This window comes from Brevibacillus sp. JB24b (assembly GCF_051713385.1).
GTDB classification, from domain to species: domain Bacteria; phylum Bacillota; class Bacilli; order Brevibacillales; family Brevibacillaceae; genus Brevibacillus_B; species Brevibacillus_B laterosporus.
This window is the reverse complement of record NZ_JBNVQV010000001.1, coordinates 3,573,385-3,587,828: the sequence shown is the minus strand read 5'-3', so window position 1 is coordinate 3,587,828 and position 14,444 is coordinate 3,573,385. Positions and strand designations below refer to the sequence as shown.

Sequence of the window (14,444 nt, the reverse complement as noted above, 5' to 3'; positions counted from 1 at the left end):
AGTGAAAACAGTAACATTTGATCAGTTAAATGAAACACTCTATCATGAAAAACTGCCAAATGGCTTGTCCGTCTATTTGTTACCAAAAGAAGGCTTTAGCAAGACATATGCAGTTTTTACAACCCGTTATGGTTCAAATGATAGTCATTTCCGATTAAATAATCAGGAAACCATCAATGTACCTGATGGCATCGCCCATTTTTTAGAGCATAAGCTATTTGAAAAAGAAGACCGCGATGTTTTTCAGGATTTTTCACGTAACGGTGCTTCTTATAATGCATTTACCAGCTTTAACCGAACAGCGTACCTCTTTTCTTCTACGGATAAAGTAGAGGAGAATGTGAAGATATTGCTTGATTTCGTACAGGAACCATATTTTTCTGAAGCAAGTGTTGAAAAAGAAAAAGGAATTATTGGTCAAGAAATTCAGATGTATGATGACAATCCGGATTGGAAAGTATACGTTAATTTGTTGAAAGCCATGTATCAAAAATATCCGGTACGAATTGAGATTGCTGGAACCATCGAAACCATTACTCCGATCACGAAAGACATGCTATACCAATGCTACGAGACATTTTACCATCCAAGTAATATGGTGTTATTTGTGGTGGGGGGATTTGATAAAGACCAGATAGGTGAATTGATTCGCAGTAATCAACAAACTAAAAAGTTTCCACCAGCCCCTATCATTGAACGCTTTTTTCCAGAGGAACCGGCTGAGGTTGGTGAAAAGCTTGTGGAAGCCCATCTTTCCGTGGCAATTCCGAAGATATACATCGGGTTTAAAGAAGCGAAAAACCAATTATTTGGTGAAGAGCTGTTAAAACGAGAACTAACCACAAAATTGATGCTAGATTTACTTTTTGGAAACAGCTCTAGCTTTTACCAAAAATATTATGATGAAGGACTAATTACTGAAGCCTTTGATTTTGATTACAGCAACGAGACTGATTACGGCTATACCATTCTAGGTGGAGATACTCCTGATCCTGAAAAGCTAGTTAGCGTTATTACACAGGAAATTAAGGAGGCGAAATCGCGAGGAATTGATGAGGAATCGTTCCAACGGCAAAAACGAAGAAGAATCGGGCTGTTCCTACGCTCGCTCAATTCCATTGAATTTATTGCCAATCAGTTTACTAGTTACAAATTTAATGGGATTGATTTGTTTGAGATCGTACCTACTTTAGAAAAAATTACATTAGAGGATGTACAGAAACGTATGCATGATCATCTGCAAGAAAGTCAGATGGCTGTTTCGATCGTGCGTTCACAGTCTTAGGCAACGTGGGGAAGAGGAGAAATACATGGAAGACAAGCAAGTATGGGCGTTGGTTACGGGAGCTTCCGGTGAAATTGGGCAAGCTATTGCCAGAAAGCTAGCAGACGAATCAATCCCACTATATCTTCATTACAACACACAGATAGACAAAATAAATTTGCTGTTATCGTATTGTGAAAGCAAAAATGTGCCAGCGATTGCTTTGCAGGCTGATTTATCTCAACCAGATGCAGTCGCCACTATGTTTACTCAAATGCCAGTGAAGCCACTCTATATCATTAATAATGCCTCGATTGATCATGTGGGCCTACTAAGCGAGGTTAGCCCAGAGTTATTTGATGAATTGGTTCGAGTTAACATGGGCTCTTGCTTTTTTGTATCACAGCACGGATTACCTGCGATGCTACAGGCTAGATTTGGGCGAATTGTTACCATCTCCTCCATTTGGGGAGAGACAGGTGCAGCGTGTGAGGTCCTGTATTCTATGACAAAAGGTGCCATTCTTAGTTTTACGAAAGCTTTGGCCAAAGAAGTAGCCCTTAACCATATTACAGTCAATGCAGTATCACCAGGTGCTGTTTCAGGTGGGATGATGGATCGATTTACCTTAGAGGATAGGGAAGCTGTATGCGAAGAAATTCCGATGGGACGACTTGGACGACCAGAGGAAGTAGCTGTCGCAGTTTCGTTCTTATTACAAAAAGAAGCCGAATATATTACTGGCCAAACCATCTCTGTTAATGGTGGCTGGCATACCTAAGAAATGAAAATATGAACGTTGGAGTTCAGTACTTTCCTTGCTACTTGCATAAAAATCAGGACTGAAACGCATTCTAATTCTGAGCGGACAAGAGAAAACGTCCGAAGAGTGCTAAGGAGGGATTTGGATGTCAGTGCTTGATAACTTTAGTGATTGGAAAGGTTTTTTATCTGAACGCGTCCAACAAGCTACACAAGCTGGTATGAACTCCGATACCATCCACAATGTAGCATATCAAATCGGTGGATACCTTGCTGAACAGGTAGATCCAAAAAACGAACAAGAGCGTTTACTTAAACAACTATGGGATGCTGGAGATGACGAGCAGCGTCGTGCGATCGCTAGTGTTATGGTTAAAATTGTAAGCGATGGTAAAGCAGAATAGATATTTATTTCTCTTGACAGAAAAGTAGCTCTTACGTTAAAAACGTAAGGGCTGTTTTTTTATAAGAGGGAATGTAAGGTCACAGCCAGATTGTAAGAAGCACATTTTCTTATAATGGCATAAAAAGTAGAACATAGCATAGAAATGATTATTGATAAACAAAAGAAGAGACTTATTGATAAAATGTAATAAAAGAATTTTTATTAGGTTGATTGGCATGTTTTCTGCATTTTTCCTTTGTCCTTCTACATGCAAATGGTATACTATTGTTGAAAAGCCATCTATCACGGGGGAAGAACAATAGGATTGTTCTTACAGAAAAAGGGGATACATGATGCTCACGGAGGAGAAAGAATTTTTTGAGTGGTATCTAGAATATCGCTTAATTAAGGATCGTCCTGGTCTGCTAGGAGACTTAGCTTCTATTCTGGGGATGCTTAACATCAACATTCGTACAATTAATGGTGTACAAACCAACACGCGAGGAATGTTATTATCCACCGATGACAATGATAAGATTGAAGCCTTACGTAGCTTGTTGTTAAAAGTAAGCAATATTGAAATTAACAAGTTACGTCCGCCTACCATGCTTGACCGTCTAGCTGTTCGTCATGGACGTTATATTGAACGTGATGCGGAAGATAAAAAAACATTTCGCTTTATCCGTGACGAATTGGGGATTCTGGTTGATTTTCTGGGCGAGCTATTTAAAAAAGAGGGCCATCAATTAATTGGAATTCGCGGAATGCCTCGCGTAGGTAAAACAGAGTCTATGATCGCAGCCAGTGTATCCTCCAATAAGCGTTGGACGTTTATTTCATCAACTTTATTGAGACAAACAGTTCGTAGTTCCTTGACCGTTGATGAAATGACAGCCAATCATGTATATTTGATTGATGGGATCGTCTCAACCATGCGCTCTACGGAACGTCACCACAGCTTGTTGCGTGAGATTATGGCTTTCCCAGCTACTAAAGTCATTGAACACCCTGATATTTTTGCAAGAGAGACAGAGTACAAGCTGTCTGACTTCCACTACATTATTGAGTTGAGACATCATCCTGATGAAGAGATTACATATGAATTAATCAACACGAGAAGTTTTAATGACTTCGAGATGACGTAAGGAGGCTACATTGTGTCTGAGCTCGGCCAAGTATTGAAGAGAGCAAGAGAAGAAAAAGGCATCTCGCTCAATGATATACAAAAAATGACAAAAATCCAAACCAGATATTTAGAAGCGATTGAGCGGGGAGATTTTCACATGTTGCCCGGCCACTTTTATGCAAGAGCTTTTATCAAAAGCTATGCGGAAGCGGTAGGATTGGATCCTAATCAGATCGTAGAGCATTACCAGGCCGACTTGCCATCCCAACCTCCACAAGAACAGGTGGAACGACTACAACGACGTCATGTGGTTCAAAGGCGATCACCTTTTCAAACCGGTAGCTGGGTAGCTCCTACTTTGTTAACTCTATTTATCATCTTAGTTCTTGGTGTTGCTTACATGGCACTAGTGAATCGGGATAGCACACCACCTATTGTTCAAAAGCCTGCTGAAGGTATCATTGATACCACACAAGGTGGAGGAGGAGTTCCTACTCCGAATCAAACACCGGATCAGGGACAGGTTCCAACTACTCCTGAAACAGCTACTCCGCCAGCAACTACAACACCACCAGATGCTACTATGCCTGATGTGAATATGCCTGAGACTGATGGGGTTGGGGCTACTGGTACACTTACTTTTGAATCCCAACAAGGAAAGTATTACAATTATAAGGTTGGTAATACGGATAAAATCTCAGTGACGATTAAAGCAACTCATGGCGCTTGCTGGGTACAGGTGCGAGATAAAGATCAAGGTAAAAAACTATTTGAGTCTACTCTTAAAAAAGGTGAAGAAAAAACCATAGAGGCACAAGATACTGCTTTTCTACATGTAGGTTTTTCACCTGCAGTTGAAATAATAGTTAATCAGGTTCCTATTACGATGAGTGATATTAAAGCACAAACGGCTAAGTTTAATTTCACTTTGCAAAAGGAAGAAGTGCCGGTACAATAGGTTTTTAAAAGGTCTTCAACTCCCGTTTCACTATTAAAAGTGAGGCGGGAGTTTTTTATCTGGGAGTCAGGTTTCTATCTTTAATTAATTGTGTATACAATCAAAATAACTCATTTAGAATAAAGGCTTTGAATGCTTGTAAACAGTTGATTTTAAGTGTTACTCTTTTTGACTACTCGCCTTTGCTTATATTATACTGGGTAGGTGAATTTGGGCTGGAATATGCAATTGGAGGAAGAAAAATGACCGAAAAGACAACACCCCGTGAAAAGGTTGCCATAGTGACCTTGGGTTGTGAGAAGAACTTGGTTGATTCAGATATGATGGCACATCTGATCGATGAGAAGGGTTATGAGCTAGTTGATAATCCAGATGACGCAACAGTCGTTATCGTGAATACCTGTGGATTCATCGATGCTGCAAAAGAAGAATCCGTGAACAAGATTTTAGACATGGCCGAGTTAAAAGAGAGCGGAAAATTAAAGTCGTTGGTAGTAGCTGGCTGTTTAACCCAACGCTATAAAGAAGATTTATTACATGAGATCCCTGAAGTGGATGGTATTGTTGGAACCGGCGATTTCATGTCCATTATTAACGTGATTGAAGATACACTAATTGGTAAGCGTACAAGCCTGATCGGAAATCCCGTGTTTAACTACGAGCAAGTTGTTAAACGGAAGGTAAAAGAGGGAACTTATACGACATATACCAAAATTGCAGAAGGCTGCGATAACAATTGCACATTCTGTAGTATCCCACTCATGCGCGGTAAATTTCGCAGTCGTTCAATAGAATCTATCGTAGAGGAAGCGACATATCTGGCAACGAAAGGCATTGTAGAAATTTCGTTGATTGCCCAGGACTCAACCAACTACGGCATGGATTTATATGGCAAGCTAATGTTGCCTGAGCTTTTGAACAGACTGTCTGAAATAGACGGTATTGAGTGGGTTCGACTACACTATGCATATCCAGGGTTCTTTACAGATGAGCTAATTGAAACGTTTGCTAAAAACCCGAAAGTTTGTAAGTATATTGATATGCCTTTGCAACACTCAGAGGACGGTATTCTGAAACGAATGCGCCGTCCGGGACGTCAAACTGATATTCGTAAGCTTGTTGCCAAAATCCGCGCTGAAGTACCGGATGTAGCTTTGAGAACCTCTTTAATTGTTGGTTTCCCAGGTGAAACAGAGGAGGACTTCTTGAAGCTGTGTGATTTTGTGAAAGACATTAAGTTTGATCGTCTAGGTGTGTTTACGTATTCAAATGAAGATGATACTCCTGCGACACGCCTGCCTGATCAGATTGATGAAGATGTCAAAGAAAAACGCGCTAACATATTGATGGAAATTCAACGTGAGATTGCTAACGAGAAGAATGGTCAATACGTGGGTAAGGTATTGGATGTCCTAGTAGAGAGATACGAAGGCAGAAACAACATTTACGTAGGCCGTACCCAATACGATGCTCCAGAAATCGATGGGGAAGTCTTTATTTCAAATTATCAAGGAGAACTAGGTAAGATTGTAAAGGTGAGAATTACCCACTCATACGATTATGATCTAGCTGGGGAGGTTATTTAGTTGAATCTTGCCAACCGCATCACGCTTGCCAGAATTTTTCTGGTTCCTGTCGTCATGTTTTTTCTACTAGTAGAATACAAATTTGGCACGTTTACCATCGGGACTCTAACTATGACGTACAATGAGCTGATAGCGGCTTTGGTATTCATCTTGGCAGCCAGCACAGATGGTCTAGATGGGTACATTGCCCGTAAGCGGAAGATTGTTACGAATCTGGGCAAATTTTTAGATCCATTAGCGGACAAATTGTTGGTATCGGCTTCGCTTATTTCTCTTGTTGAGATGCAACGAATCGAGGCGTGGGTCGTTATAGTGATTATTAGTCGTGAATTTGCAGTGACAGGACTTCGAATGATTGCAGCGGCAGAAGGAAAGGTCATTGCTGCAAGCGCTTGGGGAAAAATTAAGACCTGGGTGCAAATCGTAGCGATTGCTGTATTAATGATGAATAATTTCCCATTTGAGTTTATTGGTATACCTTTTGACAAAATCGCGATTTGGGCAATGGTTTTAATTACCCTTTGGTCAGGGTATGACTATTTTTCTAAGAATCGCAATGTCATTCAATATTCGTAAAAGATTGGGATGAAGAGTGATGAAAGCGGAAATTATCGCGGTTGGAACTGAGTTATTACTTGGACAAATTGCTAATACAAACGCACAATTCTTATCGCAAAAGTTAGCTGAAGTAGGAATTAATGTTTATTATCACATAACAGTTGGCGATAATTATGAACGAATGCTACAAGTGATAGAACGTGCGAAATCGCGTTCCGATCTCATCATTTTTACCGGAGGGTTGGGCCCTACGCAGGATGATTTGACCAAAGACGTAGTGGCCGACCATCTTGGTCACAAGCTGGTCACGGATGAAAAAGCAATGGCGAACATTCGTGATTTTTTTGAGCGACGCGGTATTGACATGACAGATAACAATCGTAAGCAAGCCCTTGTAATTGAGGGATCGACGGTCTTTGACAATGATCACGGAATGGCACCAGGAATGGGGATTACCCAAGAGGGCGTAACGTATGTCTTGTTGCCTGGTCCCCCAAGCGAAATGTATCCGATGGTGGAAAATTATTTGATGCCATTTTTGGCTTCTTTAGGGAATGAGCATCAAATCTTTCATTCTCGTGTCTTTCGCTTTTTTGGTATCGGAGAATCTTTGTTAGAAGCAAAGCTGATTGACTTAATTGAAGGGCAATCCAACCCGACAATTGCCCCATATGCCAAGGAGTTTGAGGTGACGTTGCGCATAACGGCTCGCGCTACTTCTGTGGAGGAAGCCGAGAGTTTGTTACTTCCTGTCGAAGAGGAGATTCGCAATCGCGTAGGTGAGTTTATATATGCAGTAGGGGAATCTCCGTTGCATCAGGTACTCTATGAGCAACTACTATTAAAACAGCAGACGATCTCTTTTGCTGAAAGCTGTACAGGGGGCACTGTTTCACAACTGCTTACCTCGATTCCTGGCGCGTCGCAAGTATATCGAGGAGGTATTGTTTGTTATTCTAACGAAATGAAACATCAATGGCTGGATGTGCCTCTTGACGTCCTAGAGACAGAAGGAGCTGTCAGTGAAACAACGGCTCGGCTTTTAGCTGAGAATATTCGCCAAAAGATGGGCACAACCTATGGCGTTTCTGTTACCGGTGTAGCAGGACCTGAATCTTCCGAGGGAAAACCTGTAGGACTGGTCTATATCGGAATCGCCAGTGAGAAGCAGCCTACTTTGGTAAAAAAGGTGCAGGTTGCGGGACAGCGCAGAGCTATAATTGGACGTGTTGCCAAGTATGCTCTATATCACACCCTCCAGCAGCTTCACTGTAATGACTAAAAGAAAGGTGACTATCATGACGATTTTTTCAGATTTAGCTTTACATAAAAATGTGTTGCAAGCTATTCATGATATGGGCTTTGAAGAACCATCACCAATTCAAGCGGCTTGCATCCCCAAGATATTAGAGGGTGGCGACCTGATCGGACAGGCTCAAACAGGAACAGGGAAAACTGCTGCGTTTGGGATTCCACTAGTCGAGGCCTTAAACCCTACTAACAATCGGATACAGGCGATTGTGTTGACTCCAACTCGTGAACTTGCCATACAGGTGGCAGGAGAATTGGTGAGAATATGTAAATACAAAAAAATTCGCACCCTTCCCATCTATGGTGGTCAATCGATTAGTCATCAGATTCGTGCGCTTCGACAAGGTGTGCATGTGGTGATCGGTACTCCTGGGCGTGTTTTGGACCATTTGCGTCGTAAAACGCTCCATCTTGAAAATGTAAAAATGCTTGTTCTCGATGAAGCAGATGAAATGCTGGATATGGGTTTTATTGAAGATATCGAGACAATTCTTAGTCACATGAAAGCTGAACGTCAAACCTTGCTTTTCTCAGCAACGATGCCTCCTGAAATCAAGCGATTAGCTCATCGCTACATGAAAAATCCCGAGACCGTGGCTATCAGTCGTGAAGAAGTCACAGCTCCTTCTATTGAACAAGTGTATTATAAAGTTTTTGAACGTAATAAACGGGAGAGCTTATGCCGGATTCTCGATAGTCAGGATGTAGAGCTTGGTATCATTTTCTGTAGGACAAAGCGTGGAGTAGACGAATTAAGCGAAGCCTTGCAAGCACGAGGATATTTGGCAGATGGATTACATGGTGACTTATCGCAAGCACAGCGCGATAAAGTGATGAAGGCTTTCCGGGAAGGTACTATTGAGTTCTTGATTGCTACAGATGTAGCAGCTCGTGGTATTGATGTAGGTAACGTATCACATGTTATTAATTATGATATTCCACAAGATCCGGAAAGCTACGTGCATCGAATTGGCCGTACAGGACGGGCTGGACGTAAGGGAATTGCCATGACACTAGTTACTCCACGAGAGATGCGTCAACTGATGGTGATTCAAAAACAGACCAAAGCATCTCTGGTTACTCGCACTGTGCCTACCTTAGAAGAGATTGCTGAGCGTAAACGTACCCAATTACGTGAACAACTACGTTCGTTGATTGTAAGTGATTCTACGAACAGTATGTATCAAGAAATTGTTGAAGAGTTAATGCAGGAGCATGAACCGGCTAAAGTTGCCGCGGCAGCCCTACATCTTGCATTTCATACTGATCCAAGTGGAAATGATGAGGAAGAAGGGTACAACTTTGGTGAGACGGGTGCAGCTAGAGGAATGGTGCGTTTCTTCCTAAATGTAGGACGAAATGTTAACATGAAGCCTCAAGATCTTGTACGGGAGATTTCCGAATCGGTGGGCATTCCGGGCAAATCAGTCGGACGGATTGATATTTTTGAAAACTTCACCTTTGTAGAAGTTCCAGAAGATGTTGCTCCGTTTGTTTATGAGGCGTTAAGACAGACGCGCATCAACGGTAAACGTATTAATCTGGAGCCTGCTAAACCGCGAACACGAAAATCATAATTTGGCCGTATAGAAGGTTTTTTCACCTGGAGGTTGAGTGAAAATGCCTTCTTTTTTCTATATAATTTCCATGCGAATATTTGTTCGCAAAAAATACTTGGCAAACCCCTCTATCTCGATGTATGATACATACATAAGAAAAAGTTGAGTGGAACGAGAAAGGGAGTGTCACTATTGTCAGATCGTCGCGCTGCGCTAGAGAGTGCTTTAAGACAAATAGAAAAACAGTTCGGGAAAGGCTCCATCATGAAGATGGGGGAAATGGCACATTCACAGGTTTCTACTGTTTCAACAGGAGCCTTAGCTCTTGATATCGCACTTGGTGTCGGCGGTTTCCCACGTGGTCGTATTATTGAGATTTATGGACCAGAATCCTCTGGTAAAACGACGGTTGCGCTTCATGCCATTGCAGAGGTACAGAAGCAAGGTGGACAAGCAGCCTTTATTGATGCAGAGCATGCCTTAGACCCTGTTTATGCTGCTAAATTGGGTGTTAACATAGAAGAATTACTTTTATCCCAACCAGATACAGGAGAACAAGCATTAGAAATTGCGGAAGCTCTCGTACGCTCTGGCGCTGTAGATATTATCGTAGTAGACTCCGTAGCGGCTTTGGTTCCAAAAGCTGAGATTGAAGGAGAAATGGGAGACTCTCACGTTGGTCTACAAGCTCGTTTGATGTCTCAAGCTTTACGTAAGCTTTCTGGAGCTATTAACAAATCCAAAACGATTACGATCTTCATTAACCAGTTGCGTGAAAAAGTGGGTGTTATGTTTGGTAACCCAGAAACTACTCCTGGTGGACGAGCTTTGAAGTTCTATGCTAGTGTACGTCTAGATGTACGTAAAGCAGAGGGTATTAAACAAGGCAATGATGTAGTAGGTACGAAGACTAAAATTAAAGTTGTAAAAAATAAAGTGGCTCCTCCGTTTAAAGTAGCCGAAGTAGATATTATGTATGGAGAAGGTATTTCTAGAGAAGGAAGTATTCTGGATATTGGAGCTGAGCTGGACATTGTTGCAAAAAGCGGTGCTTGGTATGCATTTAATGATGAACGATTAGGTCAAGGTCGTGAAAATGCAAAACAGTTCTTGAAAGAGAACCCAGCTATTGCGGCTCAGATTGACCAAAAAATTCGAGAATATTACAGCCTGAATCCTAATTCCATCCCAGAGGGGGAAGCGGTTCTCGATCCAGAGCAGGAGGAAGAACCAACTTTTGATTTAGAGTAGAAGAGATGTAAGCCTGTCGTATTCTGTGCGACAGGCTTTTTATGTAAAGAGAAGGCAGTATTCGATAAGAGTAGGAGGAAACATGAAAACCTCAGGGGTAATCACGGCCGTTCATAGGGATTCTAAACGAAAACAGATATATTTGATTGATCTGGACAATGAATTTGCATTTGAAGTGCACGAGGAAGTCTTCATTAAGTATCACTTGATGAAAGGGACAGAGGTAGATAGTAATTTTTTCGCAGAGGTATTACGAGCGGATCATGAGAACAGAGCCTATTTGGCTGCTATCAATTATCTTAGCTATCGTCCACGTAGTTCCAGAGAAGTGGAAAGATATCTAATGGGTAAGGAGTTTTCACTAGAACTAGCGGAACGAATAGTAGAGAAGTGTACGCGAGAAGGGTATGTAAATGATGAGTTGTTTGCTAAAAAATGGGTAGAAGAGAGACTACGTTTGAAACCTCGGGGAGCTTATATGCTAAAGATGGAATTGAAGCAGAAGGGAATTGCCCCAAGTTTGATAGAAAAAGTATTGGGAAGAATAGAATATGAACAGGAGCTAGATGCAGCTCGTTCTTTATTACGAGGAAAATTGGCAAGGAAAACAGCCTCAATCGATCAAAAAACAGAGTATAAGCTCTTACAATTTTTGTTACGGAAAGGTTTTTCGCATTCTATTGTTCAACAGGTAAGAAATGAATGGAGAACAAAAAACTGGACTGAGGAAGAAGATGAGCAGTGAGGGCGTATACTGTATAATCTTTCCCTATTCGAAGCAATCCTACTCCCCACAAGGTCTACTCCTTGACAAGGCTTGTTCGCAAATAATAAAATAGGTTTGTATTACTTGGTGTTTGATAACTTTTTGCGATTAGCAATCCATAACTGAACATCCATGAGACCTATGTCTATCATGATTGCAGTCGACCGAGTCGCATCGGTCTTGTTTTTTAGGCTATGGATGCCAAATGTTTCCTTCTTCGCTCTTACTTGGTTTTCATTTGGTGTACCAAGATATGAAGATGATAGGAATCACCAAGAAAAAAATGATTTGTATGAGAAATGTAAAAGTCATAGACAAAGGAGGTGTAAGAGAACACGTATGGATCTATCTAACCCACTATTGTTAGTTTTGCTATTGTTGGTAGCACTAGCAATTGGTTTTGGGGTCGGATACTTCTTACGTAAATCCATTGCAGAAGCCAAAATTTCAAGCGCAGAAGAGGCGGCGAAGCAAATCGTCGAAGAAGCAAAACGCGATGCGGAGGCAGTGAAAAAGGAAAAAGTCTTAGAAGCCAAAGACGAAGTGTTTAAGCTGCGTACAGATGCTGATCATGAAATCAAAGAGCGTCGGAACGAAATTCAGCGTCAAGAGAGACGTATCCTTCAAAAAGAGGAGTCTCTTGACCGAAAGCTGGACCAATTGGAACGTAAAGAAGTAGAGCAGAGCGACCGTGAAAAATCAATTACTGAGTTGCAAGCCAAGGTTGAGCAATTATATAAAGATCAAGTTGCTGAACTCGAACGCATTTCAGGACTAACTCAAGATGAAGCAAAAACGATTATTTTAACAAACGTAGAAAACGAAGTACGCCATGACATGGCAATTATGATCAAGGATATTGAAACGCATGCTAAAGAGGACGCTGACAAAAAAGCTCGTGAGATTATCACAACAGCTATCCAACGCTGCGCGGCAGATCATGTGGCAGAGACGACCGTTTCAGTTGTTACTCTTCCCAATGATGAAATGAAAGGTCGAATTATCGGTCGTGAAGGTCGTAACATTCGAGCACTAGAGACATTAACTGGTATTGATCTTATTATTGATGATACTCCTGAGGCAGTTATTCTTTCAGGCTTTGACCCGATTCGACGTGAAATTGCTAAAACCGCCCTCGATAAGCTGGTGGCAGACGGACGTATTCACCCGGCTCGTATTGAGGAAATGGTAGAGAAATCACGACGTGAAGTAGATGAACGTATTCGTGAGTACGGGGAACAAGCAACATTTGAGACAGATGTACACGGATTACATCCTGATTTAATAAAGATTTTAGGACGCTTGCGTTACCGTACAAGTTATGGACAAAATGTCTTGAAACATTCAATGGAAGTAGCTCATCTTGCTGGTCTTATGGCTGCGGAATTGAAAGAAGACGTTAAACTGGCAAAAAGATCAGGTTTGTTACATGATATCGGTAAAGCAATTGATCATGAAGTAGAGGGTTCTCACGTAGAGATTGGCGTGGAACTAGCGAAGAAGTACAATGAGCACCCTGTTGTTATCAACAGTATTGCTTCTCACCATGGTGATACAGAACCTACCTCTGTTATTGCAATGTTAGTAGCTGCAGCTGATGCCCTTTCTGCTGCACGTCCAGGCGCTCGACGTGAAACCTTGGAAACATATATTAAACGCTTGGAGAAACTGGAGGAAATCTCCGAATCCTTCGATGGCGTAGAAAAATCATATGCAATCCAGGCAGGCCGAGAAGTGCGAGTGATGGTACAGCCAGAAAAAATTGATGATGCTGAGGCAATGAGGTTAGCTCGGGAAATTACGAAACGTATTGAAAATGAGCTGGATTATCCAGGACATATACGCGTAACAGTGATTCGGGAAACCCGCGCTGTTGAATACGCGAAGTAAAAATAAAGTGGCGAGATGCCACTTTATTTTTTTGACAAGATAGGAATTTATCTAAATTCTCATCTCTATATGTACAATCAAGCTACTGCTGGCAATAGAGACTTGGTCATCGCCCATTTTCTTTAAAGAACGAATAGTAGAGGTGATTAGAATGAAATTATTATTTATTGGGGATATTGTAGGTTCTCCAGGAAGAGAAATTGTGAAAGAATATGTACCACGTCTGAAACGTAAATATACTCCTGATCTGATTGTAGTAAACGGTGAAAATGCAGCACATGGACGTGGAATTACGCGAAAAATTGCTAATGAGTTTTTTCAGGTGGGTGTTCAGGCGATCACGATGGGGAATCACACGTGGGATAATCGAGAAATTTTTGATTTTATAGATGAGGACTCACGTATCGTTCGACCGGCAAATTTTCCTGAGGGAACTCCAGGTAGAGGTCTTACCTATGTTCAAACACATCTGGGAGAGGTAGCTATCATTAATGTACAAGGGAGAACCTTTTTACCACCATTGATGTGTCCGTTTGAAACGGCAGAGCAGCTAGTAGAAGAAGCAAGAAAGCGTACCAAATATATTTTTGTAGATGTGCATGCTGAGGCTACATCAGAAAAACAGGCACTAGGCTGGTATCTCGATGGCAAAATTAGCGCAATGGTTGGAACACATACCCATGTACAAACAGGAGATGAACGAATCTTACCTAATGGTACAGGCTATATTACTGATGCAGGGATGTGCGGTCCAACAGATGGGATTCTGGGTATGGAGCGTAGCGCAGTTATTATGAAGTTTTTAACACAATTACCTGTTAGATTTGAAGTAGCAGAAGGACCGACACAACTAAATGGTGTTCTCTTTACCCTTGATAAGTCAACAGGAAAAACTACAAAGATAGATCGAATTCGAATTGACGCCACTTGTCCTTTTATGGAATAATACAAGGTAGATTCGAATTTTGCGAATATTAATCGTAAAAGGCAGGAATTTTTAGGGGTTATGCGAATATCATTCTAGAGAT

Annotated in this window: 13 protein-coding genes; all 13 read left to right on the top strand. The window is 41.4% G+C overall.

Going from position 1 to position 14,444, the window contains the following annotated elements; translation table 11 throughout:
* The first annotated feature begins 1 nt into the window (after position 1).
* Positions 2-1,285: an EF-P 5-aminopentanol modification-associated protein YfmH gene (gene yfmH / locus ACQV1I_RS16710; RefSeq protein ID WP_018670900.1), complete on the top strand. Its 1,284-nt coding sequence runs from the start codon at positions 2-4 to the stop codon at positions 1,283-1,285.
* Between the two features lie 25 nt (positions 1,286-1,310).
* Positions 1,311-2,045: an elongation factor P 5-aminopentanone reductase gene (gene ymfI, locus ACQV1I_RS16705; protein WP_094699340.1), complete on the top strand. Its 735-nt coding sequence runs from the start codon at positions 1,311-1,313 to the stop codon at positions 2,043-2,045.
* Positions 2,046-2,172: 127 nt separating this feature from the next.
* Entirely contained in the window at positions 2,173-2,430 is a 258-nt protein-coding gene (locus ACQV1I_RS16700) for a DUF3243 domain-containing protein (RefSeq protein ID WP_018670902.1), read from the top strand.
* Positions 2,431-2,764: 334 nt separating this feature from the next.
* Complete coding sequence (locus ACQV1I_RS16695; protein WP_018670903.1) at positions 2,765-3,556, top strand: DUF3388 domain-containing protein; 792 nt, start codon at positions 2,765-2,767, stop codon at positions 3,554-3,556.
* 12 nt (positions 3,557-3,568) lie between these two features.
* Positions 3,569-4,495 carry a helix-turn-helix domain-containing protein gene (locus ACQV1I_RS16690; RefSeq protein ID WP_094699339.1) on the top strand — a complete coding sequence of 309 codons (927 nt, stop codon included), beginning with the start codon at positions 3,569-3,571 and terminating at the stop codon, positions 4,493-4,495.
* 242 nt (positions 4,496-4,737) lie between these two features.
* Positions 4,738-6,081, top strand: a complete 1,344-nt coding sequence (gene rimO, locus ACQV1I_RS16685; RefSeq protein ID WP_018670905.1) for a 30S ribosomal protein S12 methylthiotransferase RimO — start codon at positions 4,738-4,740, stop codon at positions 6,079-6,081.
* Positions 6,082-6,657, top strand: a complete 576-nt coding sequence (pgsA, locus tag ACQV1I_RS16680) for a CDP-diacylglycerol--glycerol-3-phosphate 3-phosphatidyltransferase (RefSeq protein ID WP_018670906.1) — start codon at positions 6,082-6,084, stop codon at positions 6,655-6,657.
* Between the two features lie 19 nt (positions 6,658-6,676).
* On the top strand, positions 6,677-7,921 hold the full coding sequence (locus tag ACQV1I_RS16675) for a competence/damage-inducible protein A (protein WP_094699338.1): 1,245 nt from the start codon (positions 6,677-6,679) through the stop codon (positions 7,919-7,921).
* Between the two features lie 16 nt (positions 7,922-7,937).
* The gene (locus tag ACQV1I_RS16670; protein WP_094699337.1) at positions 7,938-9,527 is read left to right on the top strand and encodes a DEAD/DEAH box helicase; all 1,590 of its coding nucleotides are present in this window, start codon (positions 7,938-7,940) and stop codon (positions 9,525-9,527) included.
* 174 nt (positions 9,528-9,701) lie between these two features.
* The gene (gene recA / locus ACQV1I_RS16665; RefSeq protein WP_018670909.1) at positions 9,702-10,760 is read left to right on the top strand and encodes a recombinase RecA; all 1,059 of its coding nucleotides are present in this window, start codon (positions 9,702-9,704) and stop codon (positions 10,758-10,760) included.
* A gap of 82 nt (positions 10,761-10,842) precedes the next feature.
* On the top strand, positions 10,843-11,505 hold the full coding sequence (locus tag ACQV1I_RS16660; RefSeq protein ID WP_094699336.1) for a RecX family transcriptional regulator: 663 nt from the start codon (positions 10,843-10,845) through the stop codon (positions 11,503-11,505).
* A 360-nt stretch (positions 11,506-11,865) separates the two neighbouring features.
* Positions 11,866-13,416 carry a ribonuclease Y gene (gene rny / locus ACQV1I_RS16655; RefSeq protein WP_018670911.1) on the top strand — a complete coding sequence of 517 codons (1,551 nt, stop codon included), beginning with the start codon at positions 11,866-11,868 and terminating at the stop codon, positions 13,414-13,416.
* Between the two features lie 151 nt (positions 13,417-13,567).
* Positions 13,568-14,362: a TIGR00282 family metallophosphoesterase gene (locus ACQV1I_RS16650; protein ID WP_018670912.1), complete on the top strand. Its 795-nt coding sequence runs from the start codon at positions 13,568-13,570 to the stop codon at positions 14,360-14,362.
* The last annotated feature ends 82 nt before the right edge of the window (positions 14,363-14,444 follow it).